This is a genomic window from Candidatus Zymogenaceae bacterium (assembly GCA_016931225.1).
GTDB lineage: Bacteria > Desulfobacterota > Zymogenia > Zymogenales > Zymogenaceae > JAFGFE01.
This window is the reverse complement of record JAFGFE010000020.1, coordinates 12069-35251: the sequence shown is the minus strand read 5'-3', so window position 1 is coordinate 35251 and position 23183 is coordinate 12069. Positions and strand designations below refer to the sequence as shown.

Genomic DNA, 23183 nt, shown 5'->3' with positions numbered 1-23183 from the left:
TATCGCGGGCGGAATCTTCAACAACTCTCCGACGGGAATCCGAACGCGGCATTTTTCGATATTGTATTCTTTTATATGTGTGTATATGAGGCAACAGTCATGAGACGGATACTACTACCGATCATGTGTGTCGGCATGGTGCTTTTTTTGTGTGCCTGCGGCGTCAAGGCGCCCCCGGTGCCCCCGTCCCGGGTGGAGCCTGCCCGGGTGAATAATCTCTCCGCTTCTCTGGGAGAGAACGGCGCTATGTTGAGTTGGACCGTTCCGAAAACGAATACCGACGGCTCGGAGCTCACGGATTTGGCCGGGTTCAGCGTGCTGCGCCGGGACGTGGCGGACGAGGATCTGGAGTGCCGCTCCTGTTCCGGGGAGTTCGAGAAGGTATATGAGTTCACCCTGGAGGCTCCGGGTTGGGCGCACGTCCAGGGCGATGACATCGCCTTTGAGGATTCGTCCCTGTCCGCCGGCATCACCTATACCTATGTGGTGGTTCCCTTCAACACCGACGGACACACCGGTTCCTACTCCAATCCCATAGACGTCTACTTCGGGAGATAGCGTGAACTATTTCAATCGGGAAAACGGGGAGCTCTCCGTCGAGGAGATCCCGGTGGTGGACCTCGTTCGGGAGCACGGAACGCCGCTGTACATCTACAGCGCCCGCACCCTGAGACACCACTATCGGGTCTTCAAAGACGCATTGGGGGGGATGGATCACCTTATCTGTTTCGCCATGAAGGCGAATTCCAATCTGTCGGTGTTGAAGCTCTTTTTCGATCTGGGGGCCGGGGCGGATATCGTCTCCGGCGGGGAGCTGTTCCGGGCGCTCCAGGCCGGGGTGGACCCGTCAAAGGTGGTCTATTCCGGTGTGGGGAAGACCGAGGATGAAATAACAGCGGCGTTAGAAGCCGATATCCTGATGTTCAACGTTGAGTCCTTCCAGGAGCTGACGGTCATCAACGGCATCGCACAAGAGATGGGTGCGACCGCACGAATATCGGTTCGGGTCAATCCGGATGTGGACCCGAAAACCCATCCGAAGATATCCACGGGGCTCAAGGCCAACAAGTTCGGCCTCGATATCACCGGCGTCATCGACGACTACGAGCGGGCACGGGAGCGGAAAAACATTCAGGTGGTGGGGGTGGACTGTCATATCGGCTCCCAGCTCACCGAGATCGGCCCGTTCGAGGACGCCCTCAAGCGCCTGGTGGAGTTGATTGAAAGGCTCAGAGAGCGTAATTTCGAGATACAATACCTCGATTTCGGCGGCGGCCTGGGGATCACCTACCAGAGCGAGGAGCCGCCCGACCCCACGGAATATGCCCGTGCCATAGAAGAAATCGCCGGGGACCTGGGGGTGACCTTCATCCTGGAGCCGGGCCGGGTCCTGGTGGGCAATGCCGGCATCCTGGTCACCCGGGTGCTGTACACCAAGGAGACTGAAAAGCATTTCGTCATCGTCGATGCCGGGATGAACGATCTGGCCCGGCCGGCGATCTATGATTCCTATCACAGGATCGTCCCGGTGGTGGAGAATGGGGCCGACGTCATCACCGCCGACATTGTGGGTCCGATATGCGAATCGTCCGACTACCTGGCGAAGGATAGAGACATCCCCCGGGTAGTTCGGGACGATCTTTTGGCGGTGGAGAGCGCCGGGGCCTATTCCTTCTCGATGGCCTCGAACTACAATTCCCGACCCCGATGCGCCGAGATCATGGTGGACGGAAAAGAGGCCCGGGTCGTCCGGAAGAGGGAGACATACGAGGACCTGATTCGGGGCGAGGAAATCTGACGGGAAGGGGGGAATGAAGGGGAGGACGGTAAGAGGGGGGGGAAGAACGGGAAGGAGGACGAGAGGGAAGGCCGGGAAGGAGAACGGGGGTATGCGCTGAAGTGTATGGGAGTGATCGCATCGCCTCGCCCCCGGGAACGCCGAAAAGAGAACAATTCACAGACTGCGGTGTCAAATACTATAATCGAGGAGCATTCATAAGGAATCGGTATTGGTGGATTCGATACAATTCTATAAAATGAGCGGCAGCGGCAACGATTTCATCTTTATAGATAATCGAGACGGCTTGTTTCCCTCCGCCGATCCGGCCCGGGCGGCGCGTCTTCTGTGCCGTCGGGGGGTGTCCGTGGGGGCCGACGGCTTGGTGCTTATTGAGTCCGCGGACGACCCGGCCCTCGATTTTCGCTGGCGGTTTTACAACGCCGACGGCTCTGAGGCCGATATGTGCGGCAACGCCGCCCGGTGCGCCGCCCGCCTGGCCCATATCCTGGGCATTTCGGGAACGACGACGGCCTTTTTCACCGGCGCGGGCGTCATTCGGGCCGAGGTCCTGGAGTCGGGACGGGTGAAGCTCGCCATGACCGACCCGAAGGAGACGGCGCTGGATCGGACTCTTGTTGTTTCGGGAAAAAGACTGAGCTATCACTATTCCGACACCGGCGTTCCCCATGCGGTGCTGGTGACCGATGACGTGGTGGGAATGGACGTGGCACAGATGGGGCGCGCGGTGCGGTATCACGAAAACTTTGCGCCGAACGGCGCCAACGCGAACTTCGTCCGGGTTGAGAGTGACGGGACCGTGACCATCCGTACCTACGAGCGGGGAGTGGAGGCGGAGACCCTGGCCTGCGGCACCGGGGCCGTGGCGGCGGCGGTCACGCTTTTTTTGGCGGGAGACGTGTCTCCGCCGGTCACCCTCATCCCGACATCCACCATCCCGCTGGTGGTGCATTTTATAAAAGGCGAAAACGGTGTGACCGAGGTATACCTGGAGGGCGATGCCCGCCTGATATATACCGCAACATTACATAACGACGCACTGACGTAAAAGGGAGTGAACGCATGTTTTCAGGAGCTTTGACCGCAATCGTGACCCCCTTCAAGAAGAGGGAAGTCGATTTTGATTCACTGGCCGATCTCGTGGAATTCCAGATAGACCAGGGGATATCCGGGTTGGTGCCCTGCGGCACCACCGGTGAATCGGCCACCCTTTCCCACGAGGAACACCACCGGGTGGTGGAGTTCGTGGTGAAACAGGCAAAGGGCCGGGTGCCGGTTGTCGCCGGGGCCGGTTCCAACAGCACCGCCGAGGCCATCGCCCTGACCATCCATGCGAAAGAGGTGGGCGCGGATGCGGCGCTTGTGATCACCCCCTATTACAACAAGCCCACCCAGGAGGGGCTGTATCTCCACTTCACCACCGTGGCGAAAGAGGTTAATATCCCCATCATCATGTACAACGTGCCGGGGAGGACCGGGGTGAACATGTTGCCGCCCACGGTGGCCAGGCTTTCGAAGGTGAAAAACATTGTCGGCATCAAGGAGGCCACCGGCGACCTCCGGCAGGTCTCGGACGTCATCGAGCAGGCGGAGAAGGATTTCATCGTCCTCTCGGGAGACGACTTCACCGTTCTCCCCCTGATCGCCATCGGCGGCACGGGGGTCATCTCCGTGGTTTCCAACGTGACGCCCCGGGATATGGAGGAGATGGTCAGGCGAGCGGCCGCCGGGGACTGGGAGGAGGCGAGGCGGCTCCACTACAAGATCATGCCCGTCGCCCGGGCCATGTTCATCGAGACCAATCCGGTGCCGGCCAAGGCGGCCCTCGGCCTGATGGGGAAAATCGACCCGGATGTGCGCCTTCCCCAGGCGCCGTTGTCCGACGCCAGCATGGAGACGCTCAAGAAGGTGCTGAAGGAGTACGGGCTGCTGTAGGGGAAAAACACCGCCGTGAGGCGATATGCGCCTGTTGTTTTCGGGGATGAGGGATCAGACGGGGTGGTATATTTCTTATTTTGGACGCGCATATCGGCGCTACAGCATTTTTAGATAATCAAGCAGTTCCTTCACGTCATCATCAGAGAAATCCCGTCTCGGCATGTCCCATTCCAACTCCTCGCCGTCGGCATCAGGTTCTTTCCGGATCGCCCGAATGATCAGCTCGTCGGTGTAGGGGGGGCGTGCTCGTCCACCTCACCCTCGCCGTGATGATGCTTTCGGACATCCCGCCGTGCATGTACATCCAGTGGGGGTCGCCCTGATGGGGTATCGCCTGATTCATGAGATCCCTCCAAAGGAATAACATTCTATAGCATTATTGCACCATATGTCCCATGCTCATGTGCGGTTCCCTGCCGGAATGAGGCGCCGGGTGTTCCGTCAGGCCCGGGGCCGTCCGGGGGTGTCATGGGGCGATGGGCCGTTCTCCCCGGCACCGCTTCGGGCAATACAGCCGCCGATATATCGTCATATAACCGGCGGGAGGTGTCCGGGCGGCGGCATAAGAGGTGAATAACACGACGGGTGGTGGGAAACGCGGGCCTCTGGGGTGTATGCAGTGCGAAGTAGGCGTCCGGCGGGGGGATTGAAGCCGGTTTTTTTCGGTTTCATTTTCGACCGGTGTCGGGTATACTGAAATTTAACCGAAAAAAAAGAGACATATGACAGAACACGATAATAAAGAGAAAAAACCGGACAAACCGGAAACCAACCCCAAGGGCCCGGACCGTCCTCCCCGGGACCGGCAAACGCCCGGCATGAAATTTTCACCCTGGTTTATCATCCTGGCAGTGGTGGCGATATACTTTGCGGCGAGCTTTTTCTTCAAGGAGAAGGTCGAGGAGCTGACCTACAGCGAGTTTCGCGCCGCCGTGGAGGAGGGACGGGTGAGCGACCTGAAGATCGGCACCGCCGAGATCCAGGGAACGCTGAAGGTGGAGAAAGACGACGAGATGGAAGGTGACGAGAACGGCGAGGTGACCTTCAAGACCGTCGTGGTGGAGGACCCGGATCTGGTGCCGCTGCTCAACGAGAAGGGCGTCACATATTCCGGGAAGCTGGAAAACACCTTTCTGATGCAGCTGTTATTGTGGCTCCCCCTGTTCCTCCTGTTCGGCTTCGTCTGGTTTTACCTGCTCAGGCGCATGGGGAGGGGTGGCGCGGATTTCATGTCCGTGGGCCGCTCCAAGGCGAAGATTTACGCCGAGGACCAGGTAAGCGTCGATTTCACCGACGTGGCGGGGGTGGACGAGGCGGAGGAGGAACTGACAGAGGTCATCGAATACCTGCAGAATCCAGACAAGTTCCGGCGGCTGGGGGGCAAAATCCCGAAGGGGATACTCCTGGTGGGCCCGCCGGGGACAGGGAAGACGCTGCTGGCCCGGGCCGTGGCGGGGGAGGCCAGCGTGCCGTTTTTCTCCATCTCCGGATCTGAATTCGTGGAGATGTTCGTGGGAGTGGGGGCCGCCCGGGTGCGGGACCTCTTCAACCAGGCCCAGTCCAAGGCCCCTTGCATCATCTTCGTAGACGAGCTTGACGCCCTGGGAAAGGTGCGGGGGGTGAACGTATCCGGTGGCAACGACGAGCGAGAGCAGACCCTCAACCAGTTGCTCGTGGAGATGGACGGATTCGACGCGCGGGCGGGGCTCATCCTGATGGCCGCCACCAATCGGCCCGAGATTCTCGATCCCGCCCTGCTTCGGCCCGGACGGTTCGACCGGCACGTCCTGGTGGACAGGCCGGACAAGAAGGGGAGGCTGGATATCCTAAAGATTCACGTCCGGGAGCTGGTTCTCGCAGGCAACGTGGATCTCGATCGAATCGCCGCTAAAACCCCCGGCTTCGCCGGAGCGGACCTGGCGAACATCGCCAACGAGGCGGCGCTGCTTGCGGCGAGAAGGGGAAAGGACGCCGTGGACGGGGACGATTTCGACGAGGCCATCGAGCGGGTGGTGGCGGGACTGGAGAAGAAAAACCGCTTGATGAACCAGGAGGAGAAGGAACGGGTGGCCTATCACGAGGTCGGCCACGCCCTGGTGGCGTCAAACCTCCCCGGCACTGACCCGGTGGAGAAGATATCCATCGTCCCCCGGGGCATCGCCGCCCTGGGATACACGCTGCAGCTTCCCACCGAGGATCGATACCTGATGACCAGGACAGAGCTCAACGGAAAGCTGGCGACGCTCCTGGGAGGCCGGGCGGCGGAGGAGATCGTATTCGGAGAGCCCTCCACCGGCGCACACAACGACCTGAGCAAGGCGGCGGACATCGCCCGGCGCATGGTCAAGGAGTACGGCATGAGCGAAAAGATGGGCCTGGTCTCCTACGAAAGCGAGCCGAGGGCGAACATGATGGGTACAGGTCTCGAGTCGATTCCGGACTACAGCGACGATACATCCCGGGAGATCGACAAGGAGATCAAGCGCATCATCGACGAGGCCTACCGGACCGCGGAGGGTATCCTCTCTCAGAACCGGGATCGCATGGAGAGGATGGCCAGGCGTCTGTTGGATATCGAGGTGCTGGAGGACGACGAGCTCAAGAGCTTTCTTGAACCGGCACAATCCCCAGAAAGCGGGACGTAGCCCGGGCGGAGGCATGATTCAAAACACGACTCGGGGTTCCGGGACGCCGCCCGTAAGGGCGTGTGCAACCCGACGGAGCCTCGGTTTTTTTTGAGGCGTTTTTTCATAAAATGGGCGCATCCTACATCTATTCCGGCGGCACGGTGACGATTGAATCCCTGGCCGAGGGCGGTTTCGGCGTCGCCCGACACCGGGGGAAGGTGGTCTTCATCCCCGACGCCGTGCCGGGGGACGTGGTCTTTTTTTCTGCGGTCGAGGACAAAAAAAGCTACATCAGGGGAAGGCTGGAGGAGCTCCTGACGCCCTCGCCCCATCGGACGGACCCCTTCTGCCCCCATGCCGGCGTATGCGGCGGGTGCCAGTGGCAGCACATTTCCTACCCGATGCAGCTTAACGCGAAGCAGCGCATCGTGACGGACGCCCTGGAGCGCATTGCGGGGATCGAGGGGGTGCATGTCCCGCCCGTGGCGCCGTCGTCCTCTCTTCGCGGCTGGCGCGTCGTCCTGGAGATGCAGTGCGAGGCGGGCCCCCGGGGGCAGCAGGTCGGTTTTTTCGCCCGGAAGAGCCGACGCATCATAAAGGTTCAGGAGTGTCCCGTGGCGTTTCCTGCGCTTTCTTCACGAATCGCCGGAGCGGGGGCGGCGCTCTCCGCCCTGAAGTTTCATGGACGGGGGGAGCTCAGGCTCCTGGCGGGGGAGGGGGATCGGGTCGTCGCTCTTCTCACTCTTTCCGGCGGGTTTATACCGGGGGAGAAGGCGGTACGGGCCGCGATGCGGCGGCTCGACGTTTCGGGCCTCGTACTCGCCAATCGATCGGGGTGCCGCACCTTCGGTGACCCCCTGGTCGTCTATCCGGGGTCGTCCACAGCACCCGGCGGGGCGATATCGTTTTCGGCGAACGGATTCGTCCAGGCGAATCCGGACGTAAACAGAAAGCTCATTGATCACCTTCTCTCTCATGATATTTCCGAAAAAACGGTGCTGGAGCTTTTTTCCGGCGGCGGGAACTTTACCCTTCCCCTAGCGGCCGGGGGGGCACGGGTGACGGCGGTGGAACGGGACGAGACGCTGTCGGCCCGTGCCGAAAAGACGCTTCAATCCCTCGGCGCGCAACACTCACAGGTCGTCACGGCCGACGCGGCGCACTACCTCACAGACGCCGTCGAGCAGGGGGAGCAATTCGATGTTGTGGTGCTGGATCCGCCCCGGACCGGCGCACATGATGTCGCCCGGCTCCTGCCGTCTCTGGGTGCCGAGGAGATATTCTATATCTCATGCGCGCCTGCGACATTGGCCCGGGACGTGCGCATCCTGATGGATCACGGCTTTCGCCTCGAATCCGCCTCCGTGTTCGACATGTTCCCCCACACCTTTCACGTGGAGACGCTGGCCCGCCTCGTCCGGAAGGGGGACGCCGATGACCGATCCGACTGATGCATCGAGCGCCGATGTGCGCCGTCCTACGGCCTGAAGTGTGGGATGGGGGGGAAGACCGGTCGGAATCGACGCATCGGGGGAGTGTCTGTATCATGAAAATACTCCTAAACAGTGAAGCCGGAAGACGCGAGATCGACATGGCGATCACGCACACCCTGGATGATCTGGCGAAAAGGATTCAGGGCGTATACAGTGTATCGGATGTTGAATACCTGTATGATTTCGGCGACAGGACGTATTCATTCAACGGTGGGTTTGACGCCAGCGTTCACCACTGCGACCTGCTGTTATACACCGACGTGCCTGTGATATACCGCTCCGGAGACCTCGTGGTGCGGGTGTATCACGAGAACACCTCGGATAACATCTATGACTACTGCGATTTTGACCATCCGCACTACTGTTCGGTATATGAGGAAATGATAGATATCGATTCATGCTATGAATCCATGATGTGTCTGAACGGATTCTTCAGGATCGAATCTTCCGAGAAGCTCATGAAGATTGCGGATATAGACACGGCGAGAGAAAAGTGCAGGAGGTGTATCTATACGAACTGTGACGGTATTCATCATGAAAAGACGCTCAAGAATCTTTCACTGACAAACATGAAACCGTCAAAGACGTCTTATCGAGTTCATCCGACGCATGCGTCACCGGACAAGATCGACACGGTCGGAAACGCGTTTTTCAGGAAAAACCCTGAATCCGAAGACAGGGAGGAGTGAAAGACAGGACCCTCCCCGGGTGGTGCGCTTTCGGGAACATCCTGCAAGGCGCCTTTTTTTTATCGCTTTCTCTGTATGGACGTTTTGCGCGGGTTCTGCGGGGGCGCGTTGTATGCCCTGAGTCATTGAAAGAAAGGGTTCATTGTATGTCATCGATGTTTTTAAAAAGCTTAATTATTTTCTTGACATATATTTTTTATTTTGAGATAATATAAAGTTACTGTCCCGATTATCTTAGTTTCGGGCGTTTCATTATAACCGGGCGTGAAACAGAGGTGTCCGGTTTTTTTACATCTCATTTTCGCAATCGTATTTCTGAAAAGAGGAGGACCCCAGCCATGGACTGTGCAACCATCAAACCGGGAACGTCTTGTGTATTTATGACCAAGAAGGGGTGTGACTTCAACGGCGGTAGCTGCTACACCATCGTCGAAGCGTGCGAAGGATGCGCCCGTATAATCGAACTTCCCACCGGCAAGTACTGCTCGTCGACGCCGGATCCCAGTATCAAATGGGCCCGGGGAGTATGCAACCTCGCCACTCATATGAAGGCCGGCGAAGCGGTGGATGACACCAAAAAGATCAACCCCCTGAAGGCCTCGAAGCGGGCCGCGGCAGGCGCCCGGTAACCGATACCCCGAACAGGGACGTAAAAAGGGCCGAAGAGAGACTTCGGCCCTTTTTATTTCACCCCGTGGATTCACGTCATCATGCCGGCGGTTTTCCCGACACATAATCCCCGGCGATGCGAAGGTACTTCTCCCTTTCCCGTGGGGAGATGATGATGGACGCCTTCTTTCCCGTAATGCGAACAAGGACCAGGTTTGTGAACGTGTGGTAGATCTTCACCGGGAGACCCGCCTTTTTGCCCCCCGTAGTGAGGTCCATCGCCGTGACGGAATCGACGTCGTACCAGGGGATGGTGATCCGATAGAGCACACCCAGGATGCCGATACCCCTATCGCTTAAAAGGAGATATCGGGGAATCAGGGGGATCGCAAAGATAAAAAGATAATAGAACCACGACGGGCTGGTTTTCTCGAAGTACTCCACGGAGCCCAGTGCCGAGACCGACTCATCCAGCCTTCGGGCCGCGGCAAAATAGAGGAACAGGCACACGGCGATGATAATGAGAAATCCGAGGACCAGGCCGGTGTTCATGTTTTCAATCTTTCCCAGGTCCATCGCCAGGGCGGTGCCGTACACCACGGACATCGTGGCGGCGATAACGGCGTTGATGGCGGCCATCATCTTTCCCGGAAGAACCGGATACACCAAAAAAATGTCTGAAATCAGCATGAAGATGAACATGCCCAGCATGGAGGCGGAAAACAGGGTCACCACAAGTGTTGCCGGGCCGGAGGCGTCCGGGTTTCCGGCGCGGTCGTAATGGATGGGCACCTCTTCCGGCAGGGAGGGGAGCAGCAGCACGCCGACCACAATCACGATGAGGACGATCACAAATGCCGGCAGATGAGAGCGAACGGAGGGGTTGGACATGATCGTTCCTTTCCATGTATGATTCATGGGCGATCGGGGCTTCAAATTTCACCGGGACAGTCTATCAGGGCGGTTTGGCCTTGTCAAAAGGCTTTTTTTTGGTTACCTTGGGTACGGGTTTCGCCCAGTGGGCCGGGGACATTGGAGGATATATATGAAACAGCGATTTCCGGGGATTTTTTTCTCTTTCGTGCTGGTGATTCTCTATCTTTTTTTTCAGGCCTATCTCGGCTTCCTCGGGGCGCTGATCGGCTCAACGGGCCTGATGATTCTCGTCTCCATCAGCATTTCGGCCCTTGCGGTGATGATCATCGCGTCGAAGGTCAACCGGGAGCCGCTGGAGCAGGCCGTCGCCTGGGGGGCGCTCAACCTGAAGGCGCTACTCCCGATACTCACGATGACGGTGAGTTTAGCGATACTGCTTTCCGAACTCGACAACCTGGTGGCCACATACCTGATCGATCCGGCCCGGTACGAGGATCTCCTCTGGCAGATCACCAGGCTTTTTCCAAAGGACAGCCCGGTAGATTTGGCCCTGGTGGTGGCGTCGGTGGCGATTATCGGCCCGGCCATGGAGGAGGGGGTGTTTCGCGGGGTGATCTACCGGGGGGTGGCGTCCCATCACGGGATACGGTTCGGAATTGTCTTCACCGCCGTCGTATTCATGGTTATCCACCTCAATCCGATACAGTTTCCGGCCACGCTCATCCTGGGGCTGATCTACGCCTGGATGATATCGGCGGGGTACCGCACGTCGGACACCTTCATCGCCCATGCGCTGCACAATTCCATCTCCATCCCGTTTTTATTGGAGCTGGCGGAGGTGCCGGGGATGTCCGCCGCCCCGGCGGACGAGCTGGCCCACGTGCCGGCGGGGGTTTTAGCCGGGGCCGGGGCGATATTCCTGGCGTCGATCTTCCTGGTGAAAAAGCTGGCGCCGGAAAGAGGAGGTGATGACGAAAAGGGTGACACAATCCCATCGCACGAGGCTCATGAACCTCGGGGTTGAAGCGTACTGCATCCAGAAGTCGGGTGATCGTATGTCGTGTGTTGTCGAGTGCGGTTGCAGGCTTCCGGGAGTCGGTACAGGGAAGGTAACGGTCGCTTGAGAAAATAAAAGGATCGTGTGGCGGAGGAGGGTCGGAATAAAATAGTATTACGTGATCTTGTACTTTTTCTTGATCTCCGCTTCCGCCTGGAGCCAGTCGGAGAGGTCGTCTCCTGAAATGCCGTCTCTGGTTCGCTGCTCGAAGATTTCGTGGGCTCGGGCCCTGATTTCCTCCAGAAACTCCCCCAGATCAACCTTTTTTCTTGCTGGTTTTTTCGGCGTCGCCGCCTTTGTCTTCGCCGCCTGTTTCGCCATGATACACTCCATTAAAAAAACGGAACATGAGGCACGTGCGGTGCGGTTAGGAAGGAATACTGCCGTGATGACGGCACACGTATACAGTATAGGGCCGTATCGGCCGAATAGTCAAGTTAAAATATAGTATATTACCCATGCGGTATTCAGGACGCCGTATAACTCATTGGGTGTCGCAGCGGGGTGTGATGTCTTGTGTCCGTGTTGCAGAAAACGGTGTGTTCTGCGAAATCGGGTATTTTTGTCACACAAGAGTATTCCGTCTGTACATATGAGGATGCAAAAAAGAACCAGTATCCGCGTTTTTCGGTACAGAAAGAGGTGCGAAAGGTTGGTGAGTCGGGAACATGAGGGGGAATCATGCCGTAGATTTTTCCGCCCCGCTCCACCCACGAAGGAGAAAGGGGCCCTCGGCGGCAAAGATGTAACCGGTGACGGCTGAGCACGTCACCGGTTTTCTATTCCATACGTTGGTCTACCCGGCAATATAAAATGACGGTTCGAATCCCTCCTTGCCGTCGTATTTTCCGGAGAGCTGGTTGAGGTAATAGTCGTAGGCGCCTTCCACGTACTGAACGCCGCAGTCGGAAAGCGCCGATTTCAGATCGCTCACCTTCGGCGGGCATCCGGGGATTTTCACGGCCTCTTTGATGTTCGGATTGTCTTTGTTCGCCTTGATGATGCAGTTTCCGATAAGTATCGTCTTGTCGTAGCCGGGGCGCGCCTGCATCCTTTTCCCCGAGAGAACCTCGAAGTTGGAGAACGGCTCTCCCTTGTGACCGGAGATGATGAAGATATTGGCCATGTTCACCACCGGGGAGCAGCCGGTGCACAGCGTCGAGTCGTACTTGGGCACCGCAACGCCGCTGATGCCCATGCGGTCGAAGATCGTCGGGCCGGTGTTGTCCGCGTTCCAGTTCCAATCCCACTTGACGGGTGTCTTCTTTATTTCGATGCTCTCACCCCGGATGTCAAAATCCGCCGTATCCAGCGAGCGGCCGTTTCGCTCCGCGAAGGCCGCGAGGTGGCCGATGTCGTGGGGATCAAGCCCCATCAGTACCGTGGCGGTGATGTCCGCCGCCAGCATGTCGGTGGAGGCGACGATGGTGTTCGCCCGGTAGGCGTTCCCGGTGTGGATGGGGCCTTTTTCCAGGACGTATATGCCGTCGATGATCGTCAGCGCCGGGGCCACGGTCTCTCCCACCAGGGAGACGAAGTAATCGAGGTCCAGGTCCTTGTGATGACAGGTCCGCTTCGATACCGTCTTGAGGGTGCCTTTCAGATTCTTGAATCCGAGGGATACCTTCGTCTGGGAGTGGGTCTTCATGGCGGGGATATCGATGAGAAAATCGGCCTCCATCGCCTCTTTTGCGAAATGAAGAGAGACGCCGTCGGCCACCTCTACCTTCGTGAATTCTCCCGTGTTGAAGTCCGCAAGCTTCACCCCCTCTTTTCGGGCGATCTCCTCGTATCCGAGGTTTTTCATTACCTCAAGAGACCCCGGGGAATCTTTGTAGATTTGGACCGATCCTTCGCCGATGGTGATATCCGTAACGCCGAATTGCTTCAGCAGTGTCACCATGTCCTGGACCATCCGGGTGGTGGTGAACACGCCGTACGGGGGGATTTTGTGGTCGTTGTCCCAGGTAAGGGCGTTGGGCTTGATAACCACCCGGTCGCCCGATTTCAGTTTGGAAAAACCTTCCGCCTTTTCAACCGCGCTTCTTAACGATTCAACAGGTTCGGTATAGGTAACGATGGAGACGATGGGTTGTGACATGGGAACACCTCTCTTTTTAAGCCGCCCCGCGTTTTGGGAGCGTTACACCTTTACTTTCCAGAAATCTCCGGTAGCGTATCAGTTTGACCGCCACCCTGGCGGCCCGTTCTGCGGTGGGATATGAGGGGATGCCCGCTCGAGTGAGTCTGTGGACGAATTCACCGCGAGCTGCTTCTGTTTCGGCGTTGTTCTGGAAAAGTCTCGGGATGATCATTACCACCGGCTTGTCGACGGTTTGCAGACCTTCAACGATCATGGTGACGCTGGCTTCCCACAAATCCTTGACCATGGTTTTAATCATTTCAGGATACTGACAGACCATGATGATATCTATGTTCGGGTCCTTCGCCGCCTCGACCGCGGCGTTGACGAAAATATTCGGAGCGAAGCCGAACATCCCCAGGTCTATGGGGTTTTTCGTGGACGTATTCACGCTGGAGATGTCCCTTGCGATGATCTCCTGGATGTCTTCCGCAATGGGGGGAACCGAGAGGCCGTTCATAGACGCCCCGTCGGTCAGCTCCACGGAGCTGCCGCCCCCGGCCACGGCGATACAGGTGTTCATACCGCTGGGGAGAAATCCGCACTTGAAGGCCAGCAGGATGTCCGCAAGCTCTTCCTGGTTCTCGGCGCTGATAACTCCCAGCTGATCCATCACCGCGTCCCACACCTTGATGGGCGAGGTGATCGCCCCCGTGTGGCTCTCTGTGGCCCGGGCACCGGCCTCGGATCGGCCGCCCTTCCAGATGACGAGCGGTTTTTTTGCCTCCAGGAGGGTTTTCGACACAAGTTTCTTGAATCGTTTTCCGTCCTTGATGTCCTCCACGTAGCCGCAGATAACCTTGACTCGATCGTCCGAGGCAAAGTATTCCAGATAATCCTCAACCTTCAAATCCATCTGGTTGCCGATGCTCGCCACCTTGTTGAACTCAAGTTCCATGGAGATGCCCCGAAGGAGGAAGTTTAGGGCGTGGCCGCCGGACTGGGAAAAATATCCGATGGTTCCCGGAATGGCTCCCGCCATCTCCGGGTAATAGATGACGCCGGACTCCGGGCAGTGCACACCGATGCAATTGGGGCCGATGACCCGGGTTTCGCCCCCCTGAAGCACCTCTTTGAGGCGGTTTTCCAGTTCGTCGTTGCCCGCCTCGGAGAAACCGGAGGTGAATATCAGCACGAAGCGGGCCTTCGCCTCCACGCACTCGGTCAGCACCGGGAGGACCGCCGTGTTGGGGACCATAATCAGGGCGTAGTCGATACGGTCCTTGATGTCTTTGATGGAGGGATAGCAGGCGACCCCGTGGATTTCATCGTATTTGGGATTGACGGCGTAGAGCCTTCCCGAATAACGCAGCCTGAGGCTGTTGAAAAAACCGCCCCGGTCTCTGATTACGTTTGGAGACGCGCCGATGACGGCGACTGATTCGGGATAAAACAGCGGGTTCAGGTCGATCATGATGTGCCCTGTGTGTTGGTTGGTGATTGATACGAATTTTCTTTCAACTGTGTGGAAGGGTGTCTCGATTACCGAGGCGCCCTTCCCTTAAGCGCATAATCTGAAAAAATACCATACAAGTAATCAATCTGTCAAAGTTTTTTAATATAGAATGATATGGGGGAAACGCCGGGCCGGCGCGGCGCTCATGATGTTGGAGGTTATGTGTGATTCTCACATGCGGCGGGGCGGAGGGGCCGGCGTGACCGCCGGGGGGAAACGGCCCTGAGGGAAACCACCCGCAGGGTAAGCCGCCGGATCCGGGTGGGGTGGTGGAATCCTTGATTAATTTCTACGGCGATCGAAGGTAAGGTGGGCGGACCGGGGCATGAATTATCTGTTTTTGAAAGAAGGGAGACCCCGGGATCGGAAACGGGCGCTTTCGAAGAGCGTCGGGCGTGTATGCAAAAGAGGTGAAGTCTTGTGACCCACCCCGGTGTGGAAAGGGGAGATAGGCCCCTCGTCGGCGACTGCAATCGGTTCGCGGCGCTATTTCATGTTTTTCGTGCGCTCATGCATACAGAGATCGCACATGTCCGGGTCTTTCCCGTGTTTGCAGAACGTGCCGAATCGCTCCTTAAATTCGGCGCCCGCGAGGGGACAGGTTTCGATATATTCGAGATATTTCACCAGGCGGGACAGTACCACGTCATCCACGGCATGTTCCATCCGGCATGCGTTTTTATCGGCGGTCTCGGGGTCGACGTCCAGCACCGTCTCCAGGAACCGTGCGATGGTGCGGTGACTCCGGGCGACCTCCTTCGCCACCCGCTCGCCCTCATCTGTCAGGGTGATGAACTGGTGCGGATCGTAATTGACCAGGCCTTTTTGGGAAAGCTTCCTGAGGGCGCCCGTGACCGACGGCATCTTGACGTCCAGGGCGTCGGCGATGTCCCGAACCCGGGCCGTTTGGTGCTTGACGATGAGGTGGTGAATGACCTCAAGGTAGTCCTCCATGCTGGCGCTCAGGTCGTGCCGTGTGGTCATTTTCTTTCCTTTCGATCTCACTTTTTCTATTGTAGGCCGGAGAGCTCGATCTGTCAATCGAAGGACGTCGGCCTATCTCAGCTCATAGGTGATGGGCACCTTCAGCGAAAGAAGCGCCGTCCCGAGACTCTTGGGAAACGGGGGGTATGGAGAGGCGTTTCGCACGGCGTCCAGGGCGGCGTCGTCCAGATCGGGGAACCCCGAGCTTGAAGAAACAGACAGGGTGACGAGGTCCCCCGCAGGCGTCAGCTGAAACGACACCGTTACCGTTCCCTCCTCCTTCATCCGGCGCGATGATGAGGGGTAGTATTTCCTTTGCTCTATTTTGGTGTGCACCCGGGCGATATAGCGGAAGAGGGCGGGATTATCACCGGGAATGCCCGTGAGATTCGTTCCGACCTCATCCCCGCCGCTGTTTTCCCGATCATTCGGCTCCCCCGACAGCTCTCTCTTGTCGTGCACATCCCCGTCCGGGGCGGGGACGTCGATGGCGGGAGCGTCGGTCGTGGGGACGGTCTCCTCCGGGGTCCGGGTTTCCTCCATCGATGTCGTCGGCTCCGTATCGGAGTGACCCTCATCGACCAGGACCGTCACGCTGATGACCTCGAGGTCTCCCGTCGCCGCGTCTCCCGGGATGAATATCAGGGGGGCCAGAAGAACCAGGAAGGCCGCATGCAGGAGGAAAGACAGGGTCAAGAAGGACGCGGGTCTCCGCCTGTTTTCATCCCGGGGTGGGGGTATGATGCCTTCCCGGACCTTGTTGGTTTCTGCGGGTGTGCGGCGCCCGCGGGTGTCAGTCATGTCTCTTCCCCGTGTCGGCGTCGAATCGGTGCATGCGGCCCGCATCGAAAAATACCGTCACCGTCTCTCCGGGGGAGGGGGAGCGGCGCTCCTCCCGGATGACGAGCCGTGAGCCGCTTATCTCCACGGTCAAGTGGTTTTCGTGACCCATCTCCTCCACGAAGACAACCCGTGCCTCCAGGGCGACGGACAACGTATCATCCTCCGGGGTGATGGATAACGCCTCGGGACGAAACCCGAGGATCGAGCCGTTCGGTGAGGCGGCCTTTTTCGCCAGAAGCCCCGCAAGGTCCCGGTAGAGAGGCTCCTTCGGCTCGATGATGTTCATGGAGGGGGTCCCCACGAACCGGGCGACGAAAAGGTCGGCGGGCCGGTCGTATACCTCCCGGGGCGGGGCCGCCATGAGGAGTCTGCCGTTCTCAATCACCGCAAGGGTGTCGGCGATCGTCATCGCCTCCACCTGGTCGTGGGTCACGTAGAGCAGCGTCCCCTTCACGTCCCGCATGAGGGAGGCGATCTCCGTCCGCATCCGCCCCCGGAGCTGGGCGTCGATGTTGCTCAGCGGCTCGTCCATCAGAAAGATCGCCGGGTCCTTCACGATGGCCCTGCCCAGGGCCACCCGCTGCTGCTGCCCGCCGGAGAGCTTCCCCGGCTTTCGCCCCAAAAGATCGGTGATGCCCAGAAGCTCTGCCGCCTCGTATGCCTTTTTCTTCGCCTCCCGGCGGGGTGTGCCCCGAACCGTCAGGCCGAAGGTCAGGTTTTTCTCCACCGTCATGTGGGGGTAGAGGGCGAAATCCTGAAAGACCATCGCCACGTTTCGCTCCCGGGGGGGAAGGTGCGTGATGTCGCGGTCATCGAGGAAGACGGATCCCGTGTCCGGGACCTCCAGCCCCGCCGCGATGCGAAGGAGGGTCGACTTTCCGCATCCAGACGGCCCCAGGACCGCCGTGATCCGCTCCCGCTCGAGGTTGAGGCTGATGTCGTCCAGGGCGACGATCTCGCCGAAGCGCCTGGAGATGTTTTGGAGGGAAAGATAGCTCACCGGCGACTCACAGGGTCAGCATAAAAACTCATAGTAAATCCCAGGACCGTGCATGTCAAGGCCTTTGCCGCGGGCGAGAAAAAGGGTTTTCAACCGGAGCCGGTTAGTGTAGACTTGCCGGTATGGATTCCGGGCGCACACACGGGAAAAACGGGGACATCGTCTCGACGAGTGATGTCGCAGATCGATTGATGAAGCCGGTGACCTTCGCCATGAAGGACGACTTCGCCAACCTCGCCAACCTGAAGGGATTCGAGGCGACGGCCGCCGCCCTCATTGGGGTGATGCGGTCATCGGTGGGAGAAGATTCACACGCCGCCGTCATTGAAGAGCTGGAAGGATTGAGCGCCGGGTTCGACGGGGCGTCTCTCGAAGAGAAAAAACGGCGCCTGGGGGCGATCCGGACGATCCTTGAGGCCGTCATCGACGAGGAGGAAAAAAAGGAGAAACCGCCCCGGACCGGGAAAAAGCCGGGGAAAAAACCAAAAGCCCCCGCCGCACCCACACCTCCCCCCCTCTCCGGGAGGCCGCCGGACGCTCTCTCCTACGCCCTTTCCCGGGAAAAGCTGGATACGCCGGCGACCTTCGTCAAGGGCGTGGGGCCGAAAAGGGCGCAGGTATTCGCCAAGCGGGACGTGCACACCGTGGAGGATCTGCTCTACCAGTTTCCCAATTACTACATCGATATGACCCGCCTCAAATCGATCCGGGAGCTGACGCTGAGGGAACAGGCGGCGCTGGTGGCCGACGTGGTGACGGTGGGGGAGCGGTTCACCGGAGGCAGGGGGCGGCGGAGCAGGCGCATCACCGAGGTGATCGTCACCGACGGCAAGGGCGTTCTGAGCCTCGTCTGGTTCAACCTCCCCTACATGAAAAACCGCTTTTCAAAGGGGATGAAGCTGCTTATCCGGGGCACGCCGACGGAGTTCGGAAACCGATGGAACATGGTCCACCCGGACGTGGAGACTTGGGAGGGCGGGGAGGCGGACTACCGGGGGGAGTTCATCCCCCGCTATCCGTTGCCTGAGCGGATGCGCCTGATGCAGATGGTCGGCATCGTCAAGAACGCCTCCGGGGGGTTCGCCGGATACCTCCCGGACGGGGTGCCCGAGGAGGTCAGGTCGCGCCTGGGGCTTCTCTCCCTCTCCGAGGCCGTCTCCCACATCCACGATCCGGACCGCACGCACGGCGAGCCGAACATCGACGACGGAAACTGGCTCCCGGTAAAGAGCGTCGCCATGGATGAATTTTTCATCATGGAGCTGGGGCTCTTGGTGAAAAAGAAGCACATTATCACGTCTCCCGGCAGGGCCTTTACCGGGAAGGGCGCGCTCATGGAAAAGTTCCTGGGGGGGCTCTCCTTTCCCCTCACCGGCGCGCAAAAGCGGGTGCTGGCGGAGACCCTTGCCGACCTCACCTCCCCCCGGCCCACCCACCGGCTCATCCAGGGGGACGTGGGCTCCGGCAAGACCGTGGTGGCGGCGGCCCTGGCGCTGGCGGCCGTGGAGGACGGCGCCCAGGCGGCGCTGATGGCCCCCACGGAGATTTTGGCGGAGCAGCATTACCGGAATCTCGAAAAGCCCCTTTCCGACATCGGTGTGACGTCGGCGCTTCTGACGGCGTCGGTGGCGGGAACCCAGCGGGAGGAGATCCTTTCTGGGCTTGCCGCGGGCACGATACAGATCGTCTTTGGCACCCACGCCCTGATACAGGAGGGGGTGGAGTTTTCGGATCTGGGGTTTGCGGTGGTGGATGAGCAGCACCGCTTCGGCGTGCTCCAGCGGGGCGCCCTGAAGGAGAAGGGGCATTTAACGGAAGTCCTCGTCATGACCGCCACGCCCATCCCCCGGACCCTGGCGCTGACGGTCTACGGCGACCTGGATGTGAGCGTCATCGACGAGCAGCCCCCGGGGAGGAAACCTATAAAGACCCTGCTCCTCGGCGCCGACGAGACGAAACGCCTCCATGATCTCTTGCACCACCAGCTTTCCCACGGGCGACAGGCCTATGTGGTCTGCCCCCTGGTGGAGGAGTCGGAGAAGCTGGATTTGAAAAACGCCACCCGCACCGCCGAGGAGCTCTCGGCGGCGTTTCCCGAATACCGGGTGGGGCTTCTGACCGGCCGGATGAAGGGGGACGAGAAGGAGCGGGTGATGGGGGCCTTTGAGGCGGGGGAGATATCGATCCTGGTCTCCACCACCGTGGTGGAGGTGGGGGTGGACGTGGCCAACGCCACGGTGATGGTCATCGAGGAGGCCCAGCGCTTCGGCCTGGCCCAGCTCCACCAGCTGAGGGGCCGGGTGGGGCGGGGGGCGGAGCAGGCCTACTGTGTGCTGATATCACGCGGAAACGTGACGGATGAGGGGAGGCGCAGGCTCGAGGTGATGGTCCGGACCACCGACGGCTTCGTCATCGCCGAGGAGGATTTGAAGCTCCGGGGGCCGGGGGAGTTCCTGGGCACCCGGCAATCCGGCCTCCCGGCGTTCCGGGCGGCGCATTTGATACGGGATATAGAGACATTATTGCTCGCCCGCCGGGAGGCGGAAGCGCTGCTGAAAAAAGACCCCACCCTCACCGACCCCGCCCACAAAATCACCCGGGAAGTCTTGATGACCCGCTTTGCGGGCAGGCTGTCGCTTCTGGATATCGGGTGAAGGGTGTCTCCGAAGGCCCGCCGATTTTGTGTATGGCTCCATATTACGGAAACGAGGGGCGGGAAACGCAGGGATACCATTTCTCCCCGGCTCTATCGACAGACATGTAATTATCCTGCACATGGGAATACTCTAAGAAATTCATAGAGTGGATTGACGTCTGCATACATGAGAAATATCCTGAACATGCAAATCAACCTGCGGGATCCGAGGGATATCGTCGCGCTTTTTATAATCCTCTGTCTGGTTCTGGGTGTCGTGTGTGAATGCTCCGATACAAAGGTAACGAGAATAGTAAATGAGTATTTTTTTGGGGGCAAATCATTCGAAAGAGTTGAAGAGTTTTTCAAGAAGGCGGCGTACCATGTCCGGGAAATCATCTCTGTTTCTCCGGGCCGCGAAATCGATAACAAGGCGCCAATGTCTCAAAACGAAGGCTCCGAAAACGACTCAACCACTGAAGGTCCCAGCGAGTGGAATATCAAGCTGTCATCCCATAATAACATGATAGGGCGTTCCTTCGCCGAGGGGGGAGCCTATGAAGAGGCCGTCAACTTTTTCACATCGGCGATCGAGGAGAATCCGGGAAATATCGAAGCATACTACAACCGGGGATCCGCTTACATGGAGTTGGAGCGCTATGAAGAGGCGATCGATGACTTCGATATGGTTATCAAGCTGGATAGAGAACGTGTCGATGCGTACACCGCTCGGGGGATCGCCTATAAGAATATGGGCCGGTATAACGAGGCCGTCGAGGATTTCGGGAAAGCCATTGAGCTGGACCCGGATAACAGTGAGGCGTATTTCAATCGGGGTTTGATGTATCGGGACATGGGGGATGTGGAAAAGGCGAAGGTAGACCTTGCGGCGGCTTGCGAAAAAGGCGAGGAAGAGGCGTGCACCATCCTGGGAGAACTGTGAAGTGCTGATGACCCGCTTTGCGGGAAGGCTGTCGCTTTTGGATATCGGGTGAGAAGGTGGTTGAGAATGTTAGCCATGTAATTAGGGAGGGGCTATTTTTTAAAAAGAAATCATATTGCTTTGTAGTGTTATCAGGAACAAGCCATGACAAAAAAAGAGAATAGTCTTGCTGATTTAATGACAAGATTGTCACAAGGATCGGATACTATTATTGTAAATCCAAATGGTATCGAAAAACTCAGGGAAAAAGGAGTTCCCATAGAGATTGCACACAATAAAACATTACCTGAACTTTTTAAAGAACGATTAGAGTCTGCAATTAAATTGGAAAAGGAATTGCCTCCCGTACCAAATGAATTTTTTTCACAATCAATACGGTCACTCTATAGGGAAATTCAAGAATGTATTCTATTTAGTCTTAATGGAGCTGCAATTACCCTTTCTGCAATCTTAATAGAATTTACACTGAAGCGTACAACTTATACAAAAGAAGTTGGAGGATATGGAGAATATGATCCTGAAAAATGGGAAGAATTTGAAAAAATGGATTTTGGAGAATCCATTGGAAGAGCCAAAAAAGTTGGACTATTGGGATCAAAGCCTGCCAAAGAACTTAAATCTTTTAGGAAAAACATTCGCAATCCATATATACATTATAATTTGAGAAGTATTACAAAAGGAGCAGTAGTGGAAAAAGCAAAGATTCTGAATTTTGAAACACAACAATATGAAGAAAAGGATATGTATGCTGACGACAATCCAATTATTCAATCTTATGCAAAACCATTTGTTGATAAAGGAAATGTTATAACTGTATTCGAGTTTGCAGATGCTATAGTTAAATACTTGATAAATAGATTGGAAGAAAAATTGTAAGCTGTAAAATCGTGCAACTGCCTACTGTGTGTCTCCTCGATGCTACCTATTTATCGGTTTTCTTTAACATATTTCCCACCAATCCAACGGTCTTTATCAGCAGTCTACGCATCTATCGCCGTAGGTAATGAAACATCTTTTAGTTTAAGAAAAACTTAAAAAAACATGAGCGATATCACGTTTTGTTGTGACGGGAGCGAGTATGCTAAAAACAGGTTTAAAAGGAAAGACGGCGGGCTTTTCGGCCGGTCGAGCGGGCGGTCGGCGAAACGGGCCGTGTGCAATCGGGGCACGGAAGATGCGCATTCAGGAGAACAGAGGTGACATGATCGGATGTGATGGGATGGTGACGGAATACATCATCGACCTCTTTGCCGCATCAATGAAGGCACGATCCAAAAGCGGGGTGACCTGGTACACCAGGGGTTTTGAGCACATGAAATCATCTGAATTTGAACAGGCCGTTTACTGCTACACGAGGGCCGTCGAGAGAGACCCACAGTACAAAAAGGCGTATTTCGACAGGGGGAACGCGTATATCTATCTGTCACGATTTCGAGAGGCCGTTTCTGATTTCAAGGAGGTTGTTCGCATGGACCCGGGGGATGCCGATGCGTATTACTGCCTCGGCTTTACCTATGTTCTCATGGATGAAAGGGATCGTGCGAGGGCCGGTTTCAGGCGGGCGTGTGAGCTTGGCCTGGAGCGGGCGTGTATAAAGCTGGAAGGACTCGGGCGGGTCGAATGAAAAAGGAAGGGAAGACAGTGCCTTCCCTTCCTTCGTTGGTTTTCGTATCGGGTGTGATACTATCGATAGCCGCCTCTATCCCTGTTCCGGGGAGGCTTGGCTTCATCGACATTGAGAGAGCGTCCGGAGAAATCCTTACCGTGCAGCGCGTCCTTCGCCTGCTCGGCTTCGGCCTGGGACGACATCTCAACGAATCCGAATCCCTTGCCCTCGATGACCTTGGCCTCCACGACCTCTCCATGTTCTGAAAAGAGATTAGAAAGATCTTCCGACGTTACCGAGTAACTGAGGTTTCCAACAAAAAGCTTTTTCCCTTGCATTCTTGACTCCTTTTTCTCTTTTTAATAACGGACGCTATCGGAGGTGAAAGAAGGAAAACAGCGATACCTCTTATTCATACACATCATTAAACTCGAGAAACAAAAAAGCTGCTGAAGAAATTGTCTGACGCCCGGATGGAGACGTCTC

22 protein-coding genes are annotated in these 23183 nt (G+C 57.5%); 13 read left to right on the top strand and 9 right to left on the bottom strand.

Annotated features, from left to right (window positions below; translation table 11 throughout):
• Positions 1 to 99 precede the first annotated feature (99 nt).
• The 4 genes from JW885_09030 to JW885_09015 all read left to right on the top strand — a co-directional run bounded on the left by JW885_09030 (position 100) and on the right by JW885_09015 (position 3733).
• Positions 100 to 558 carry a hypothetical protein gene (locus tag JW885_09030; protein MBN1882302.1) on the top strand — a complete coding sequence of 153 codons (459 nt, stop codon included), beginning with the start codon at positions 100 to 102 and terminating at the stop codon, positions 556 to 558.
• Between the two features lies 1 nt (position 559).
• Positions 560 to 1798, top strand: a complete 1239-nt coding sequence (gene lysA, locus JW885_09025; protein ID MBN1882301.1) for a diaminopimelate decarboxylase — start codon at positions 560 to 562, stop codon at positions 1796 to 1798.
• A 238-nt stretch (positions 1799 to 2036) separates the two neighbouring features.
• On the top strand, positions 2037 to 2846 hold the full coding sequence (locus JW885_09020; GenBank protein MBN1882300.1) for a diaminopimelate epimerase: 810 nt from the start codon (positions 2037 to 2039) through the stop codon (positions 2844 to 2846).
• 14 nt (positions 2847 to 2860) lie between these two features.
• Positions 2861 to 3733 carry a 4-hydroxy-tetrahydrodipicolinate synthase gene (locus JW885_09015; GenBank protein ID MBN1882299.1) on the top strand — a complete coding sequence of 291 codons (873 nt, stop codon included), beginning with the start codon at positions 2861 to 2863 and terminating at the stop codon, positions 3731 to 3733.
• Positions 3734 to 3926: 193 nt separating this feature from the next.
• Here the strand turns inward: JW885_09015 and JW885_09010 are convergent, their stop codons facing one another.
• A complete protein-coding gene (locus JW885_09010; GenBank protein ID MBN1882298.1) occupies positions 3927 to 4079 on the bottom strand; it encodes a hypothetical protein in 153 nt (50 codons plus the stop codon).
• A gap of 475 nt (positions 4080 to 4554) precedes the next feature.
• On the opposite strand from JW885_09010, the gene ftsH reads away from it, so the two are divergent.
• The 4 genes from ftsH to JW885_08990 all read left to right on the top strand — a co-directional run bounded on the left by ftsH (position 4555) and on the right by JW885_08990 (position 9174).
• Positions 4555 to 6381 (top strand): ATP-dependent zinc metalloprotease FtsH, encoded by a 1827-nt coding sequence (ftsH, locus tag JW885_09005; GenBank protein ID MBN1882297.1) that lies wholly within the window; start codon positions 4555 to 4557, stop codon positions 6379 to 6381.
• 110 nt (positions 6382 to 6491) lie between these two features.
• On the top strand, positions 6492 to 7814 hold the full coding sequence (rlmD, locus tag JW885_09000; protein ID MBN1882296.1) for a 23S rRNA (uracil(1939)-C(5))-methyltransferase RlmD: 1323 nt from the start codon (positions 6492 to 6494) through the stop codon (positions 7812 to 7814).
• A 95-nt stretch (positions 7815 to 7909) separates the two neighbouring features.
• On the top strand, positions 7910 to 8545 hold the full coding sequence (locus JW885_08995; protein ID MBN1882295.1) for a hypothetical protein: 636 nt from the start codon (positions 7910 to 7912) through the stop codon (positions 8543 to 8545).
• A gap of 338 nt (positions 8546 to 8883) precedes the next feature.
• Positions 8884 to 9174, top strand: a complete 291-nt coding sequence (locus JW885_08990; GenBank protein MBN1882294.1) for a PxxKW family cysteine-rich protein — start codon at positions 8884 to 8886, stop codon at positions 9172 to 9174.
• 79 nt (positions 9175 to 9253) lie between these two features.
• Here JW885_08990 and JW885_08985 read toward each other — a convergent pair whose 3' ends face one another.
• Positions 9254 to 10045, bottom strand: coding sequence for a DUF1648 domain-containing protein (locus JW885_08985; protein MBN1882293.1), 792 nt, complete (start codon positions 10043 to 10045; stop codon positions 9254 to 9256).
• A 154-nt stretch (positions 10046 to 10199) separates the two neighbouring features.
• Here JW885_08985 and JW885_08980 point away from each other — a divergent pair, with 154 nt between their 5' ends.
• Complete coding sequence (locus JW885_08980; protein MBN1882292.1) at positions 10200 to 11054, top strand: CPBP family intramembrane metalloprotease; 855 nt, start codon at positions 10200 to 10202, stop codon at positions 11052 to 11054.
• A 147-nt stretch (positions 11055 to 11201) separates the two neighbouring features.
• On the opposite strand, the gene JW885_08975 is transcribed toward JW885_08980, so the two are convergent.
• From JW885_08975 to JW885_08950, 6 genes are all read right to left on the bottom strand, one after another.
• Positions 11202 to 11408: a DUF2934 domain-containing protein gene (locus JW885_08975; GenBank protein ID MBN1882291.1), complete on the bottom strand. Its 207-nt coding sequence runs from the start codon at positions 11406 to 11408 to the stop codon at positions 11202 to 11204.
• A gap of 475 nt (positions 11409 to 11883) precedes the next feature.
• A complete protein-coding gene (locus JW885_08970; GenBank protein MBN1882290.1) occupies positions 11884 to 13188 on the bottom strand; it encodes a DUF362 domain-containing protein in 1305 nt (434 codons plus the stop codon).
• 16 nt (positions 13189 to 13204) lie between these two features.
• Positions 13205 to 14644: a CoA-binding protein gene (locus tag JW885_08965; protein MBN1882289.1), complete on the bottom strand. Its 1440-nt coding sequence runs from the start codon at positions 14642 to 14644 to the stop codon at positions 13205 to 13207.
• 528 nt (positions 14645 to 15172) lie between these two features.
• Entirely contained in the window at positions 15173 to 15670 is a 498-nt protein-coding gene (locus JW885_08960; protein ID MBN1882288.1) for a metal-dependent transcriptional regulator, read from the bottom strand.
• Between the two features lie 72 nt (positions 15671 to 15742).
• Complete coding sequence (locus JW885_08955) at positions 15743 to 16471, bottom strand: energy transducer TonB (GenBank protein MBN1882287.1); 729 nt, start codon at positions 16469 to 16471, stop codon at positions 15743 to 15745.
• Entirely contained in the window at positions 16464 to 17513 is a 1050-nt protein-coding gene (locus JW885_08950; GenBank protein MBN1882286.1) for an ABC transporter ATP-binding protein, read from the bottom strand. The genes JW885_08955 and JW885_08950 overlap by 8 nt, the downstream gene beginning before the upstream one ends.
• 122 nt (positions 17514 to 17635) lie before the next feature.
• Between JW885_08950 and recG the strand changes: the two genes are divergently transcribed.
• The 4 genes from recG to JW885_08930 all read left to right on the top strand — a co-directional run bounded on the left by recG (position 17636) and on the right by JW885_08930 (position 22715).
• Positions 17636 to 20167, top strand: coding sequence for an ATP-dependent DNA helicase RecG (gene recG, locus JW885_08945; protein MBN1882285.1), 2532 nt, complete (start codon positions 17636 to 17638; stop codon positions 20165 to 20167).
• A 186-nt stretch (positions 20168 to 20353) separates the two neighbouring features.
• The gene (locus JW885_08940) at positions 20354 to 21091 is read left to right on the top strand and encodes a tetratricopeptide repeat protein (GenBank protein ID MBN1882284.1); all 738 of its coding nucleotides are present in this window, start codon (positions 20354 to 20356) and stop codon (positions 21089 to 21091) included.
• 144 nt (positions 21092 to 21235) lie between these two features.
• Complete coding sequence (locus tag JW885_08935) at positions 21236 to 21967, top strand: hypothetical protein (GenBank protein MBN1882283.1); 732 nt, start codon at positions 21236 to 21238, stop codon at positions 21965 to 21967.
• A gap of 325 nt (positions 21968 to 22292) precedes the next feature.
• Positions 22293 to 22715, top strand: coding sequence for a tetratricopeptide repeat protein (locus tag JW885_08930; protein MBN1882282.1), 423 nt, complete (start codon positions 22293 to 22295; stop codon positions 22713 to 22715).
• A gap of 59 nt (positions 22716 to 22774) precedes the next feature.
• On the opposite strand, the gene JW885_08925 is transcribed toward JW885_08930, so the two are convergent.
• Positions 22775 to 23035 carry an RNA-binding protein gene (locus JW885_08925; protein ID MBN1882281.1) on the bottom strand — a complete coding sequence of 87 codons (261 nt, stop codon included), beginning with the start codon at positions 23033 to 23035 and terminating at the stop codon, positions 22775 to 22777.
• Positions 23036 to 23183 lie beyond the last annotated feature (148 nt).

What these genes read in the sequence shown, in the direction of transcription:
- JW885_08975 (MBN1882291.1), bottom strand. Translation starts at nt 11,408, where the DNA reads ATGGCGAAACAGGCGGCGAAGACAAAGGCGGCGACGCCGAAAAAACCA.
- JW885_08955 (MBN1882287.1), bottom strand. Translation starts at nt 16,471, where the DNA reads ATGACTGACACCCGCGGGCGCCGCACACCCGCAGAAACCAACAAGGTC.
- JW885_08995 (MBN1882295.1), top strand. Translation starts at nt 7,910, where the DNA reads ATGAAAATACTCCTAAACAGTGAAGCCGGAAGACGCGAGATCGACATG.
- JW885_09030 (MBN1882302.1), top strand. Translation starts at nt 100, where the DNA reads ATGAGACGGATACTACTACCGATCATGTGTGTCGGCATGGTGCTTTTT.
- JW885_09015 (MBN1882299.1), top strand. Translation starts at nt 2,861, where the DNA reads ATGTTTTCAGGAGCTTTGACCGCAATCGTGACCCCCTTCAAGAAGAGG.
- JW885_09020 (MBN1882300.1), top strand. Translation starts at nt 2,037, where the DNA reads ATGAGCGGCAGCGGCAACGATTTCATCTTTATAGATAATCGAGACGGC.
- JW885_08940 (MBN1882284.1), top strand. Translation starts at nt 20,354, where the DNA reads ATGCAAATCAACCTGCGGGATCCGAGGGATATCGTCGCGCTTTTTATA.
- ftsH (MBN1882297.1), top strand. Translation starts at nt 4,555, where the DNA reads ATGAAATTTTCACCCTGGTTTATCATCCTGGCAGTGGTGGCGATATAC.
- JW885_08985 (MBN1882293.1), bottom strand. Translation starts at nt 10,045, where the DNA reads ATGTCCAACCCCTCCGTTCGCTCTCATCTGCCGGCATTTGTGATCGTC.
- recG (MBN1882285.1), top strand. Translation starts at nt 17,636, where the DNA reads ATGGATTCCGGGCGCACACACGGGAAAAACGGGGACATCGTCTCGACG.
- JW885_08935 (MBN1882283.1), top strand. Translation starts at nt 21,236, where the DNA reads ATGACAAAAAAAGAGAATAGTCTTGCTGATTTAATGACAAGATTGTCA.
- JW885_08970 (MBN1882290.1), bottom strand. Translation starts at nt 13,188, where the DNA reads ATGTCACAACCCATCGTCTCCATCGTTACCTATACCGAACCTGTTGAA.
- JW885_08930 (MBN1882282.1), top strand. Translation starts at nt 22,293, where the DNA reads ATGATCGGATGTGATGGGATGGTGACGGAATACATCATCGACCTCTTT.
- JW885_08925 (MBN1882281.1), bottom strand. Translation starts at nt 23,035, where the DNA reads ATGCAAGGGAAAAAGCTTTTTGTTGGAAACCTCAGTTACTCGGTAACG.
- JW885_08965 (MBN1882289.1), bottom strand. Translation starts at nt 14,644, where the DNA reads ATGATCGACCTGAACCCGCTGTTTTATCCCGAATCAGTCGCCGTCATC.
- rlmD (MBN1882296.1), top strand. Translation starts at nt 6,492, where the DNA reads ATGGGCGCATCCTACATCTATTCCGGCGGCACGGTGACGATTGAATCC.
- JW885_08980 (MBN1882292.1), top strand. Translation starts at nt 10,200, where the DNA reads ATGAAACAGCGATTTCCGGGGATTTTTTTCTCTTTCGTGCTGGTGATT.
- JW885_08960 (MBN1882288.1), bottom strand. Translation starts at nt 15,670, where the DNA reads ATGACCACACGGCACGACCTGAGCGCCAGCATGGAGGACTACCTTGAG.
- JW885_09010 (MBN1882298.1), bottom strand. Translation starts at nt 4,079, where the DNA reads ATGAATCAGGCGATACCCCATCAGGGCGACCCCCACTGGATGTACATG.
- JW885_08990 (MBN1882294.1), top strand. Translation starts at nt 8,884, where the DNA reads ATGGACTGTGCAACCATCAAACCGGGAACGTCTTGTGTATTTATGACC.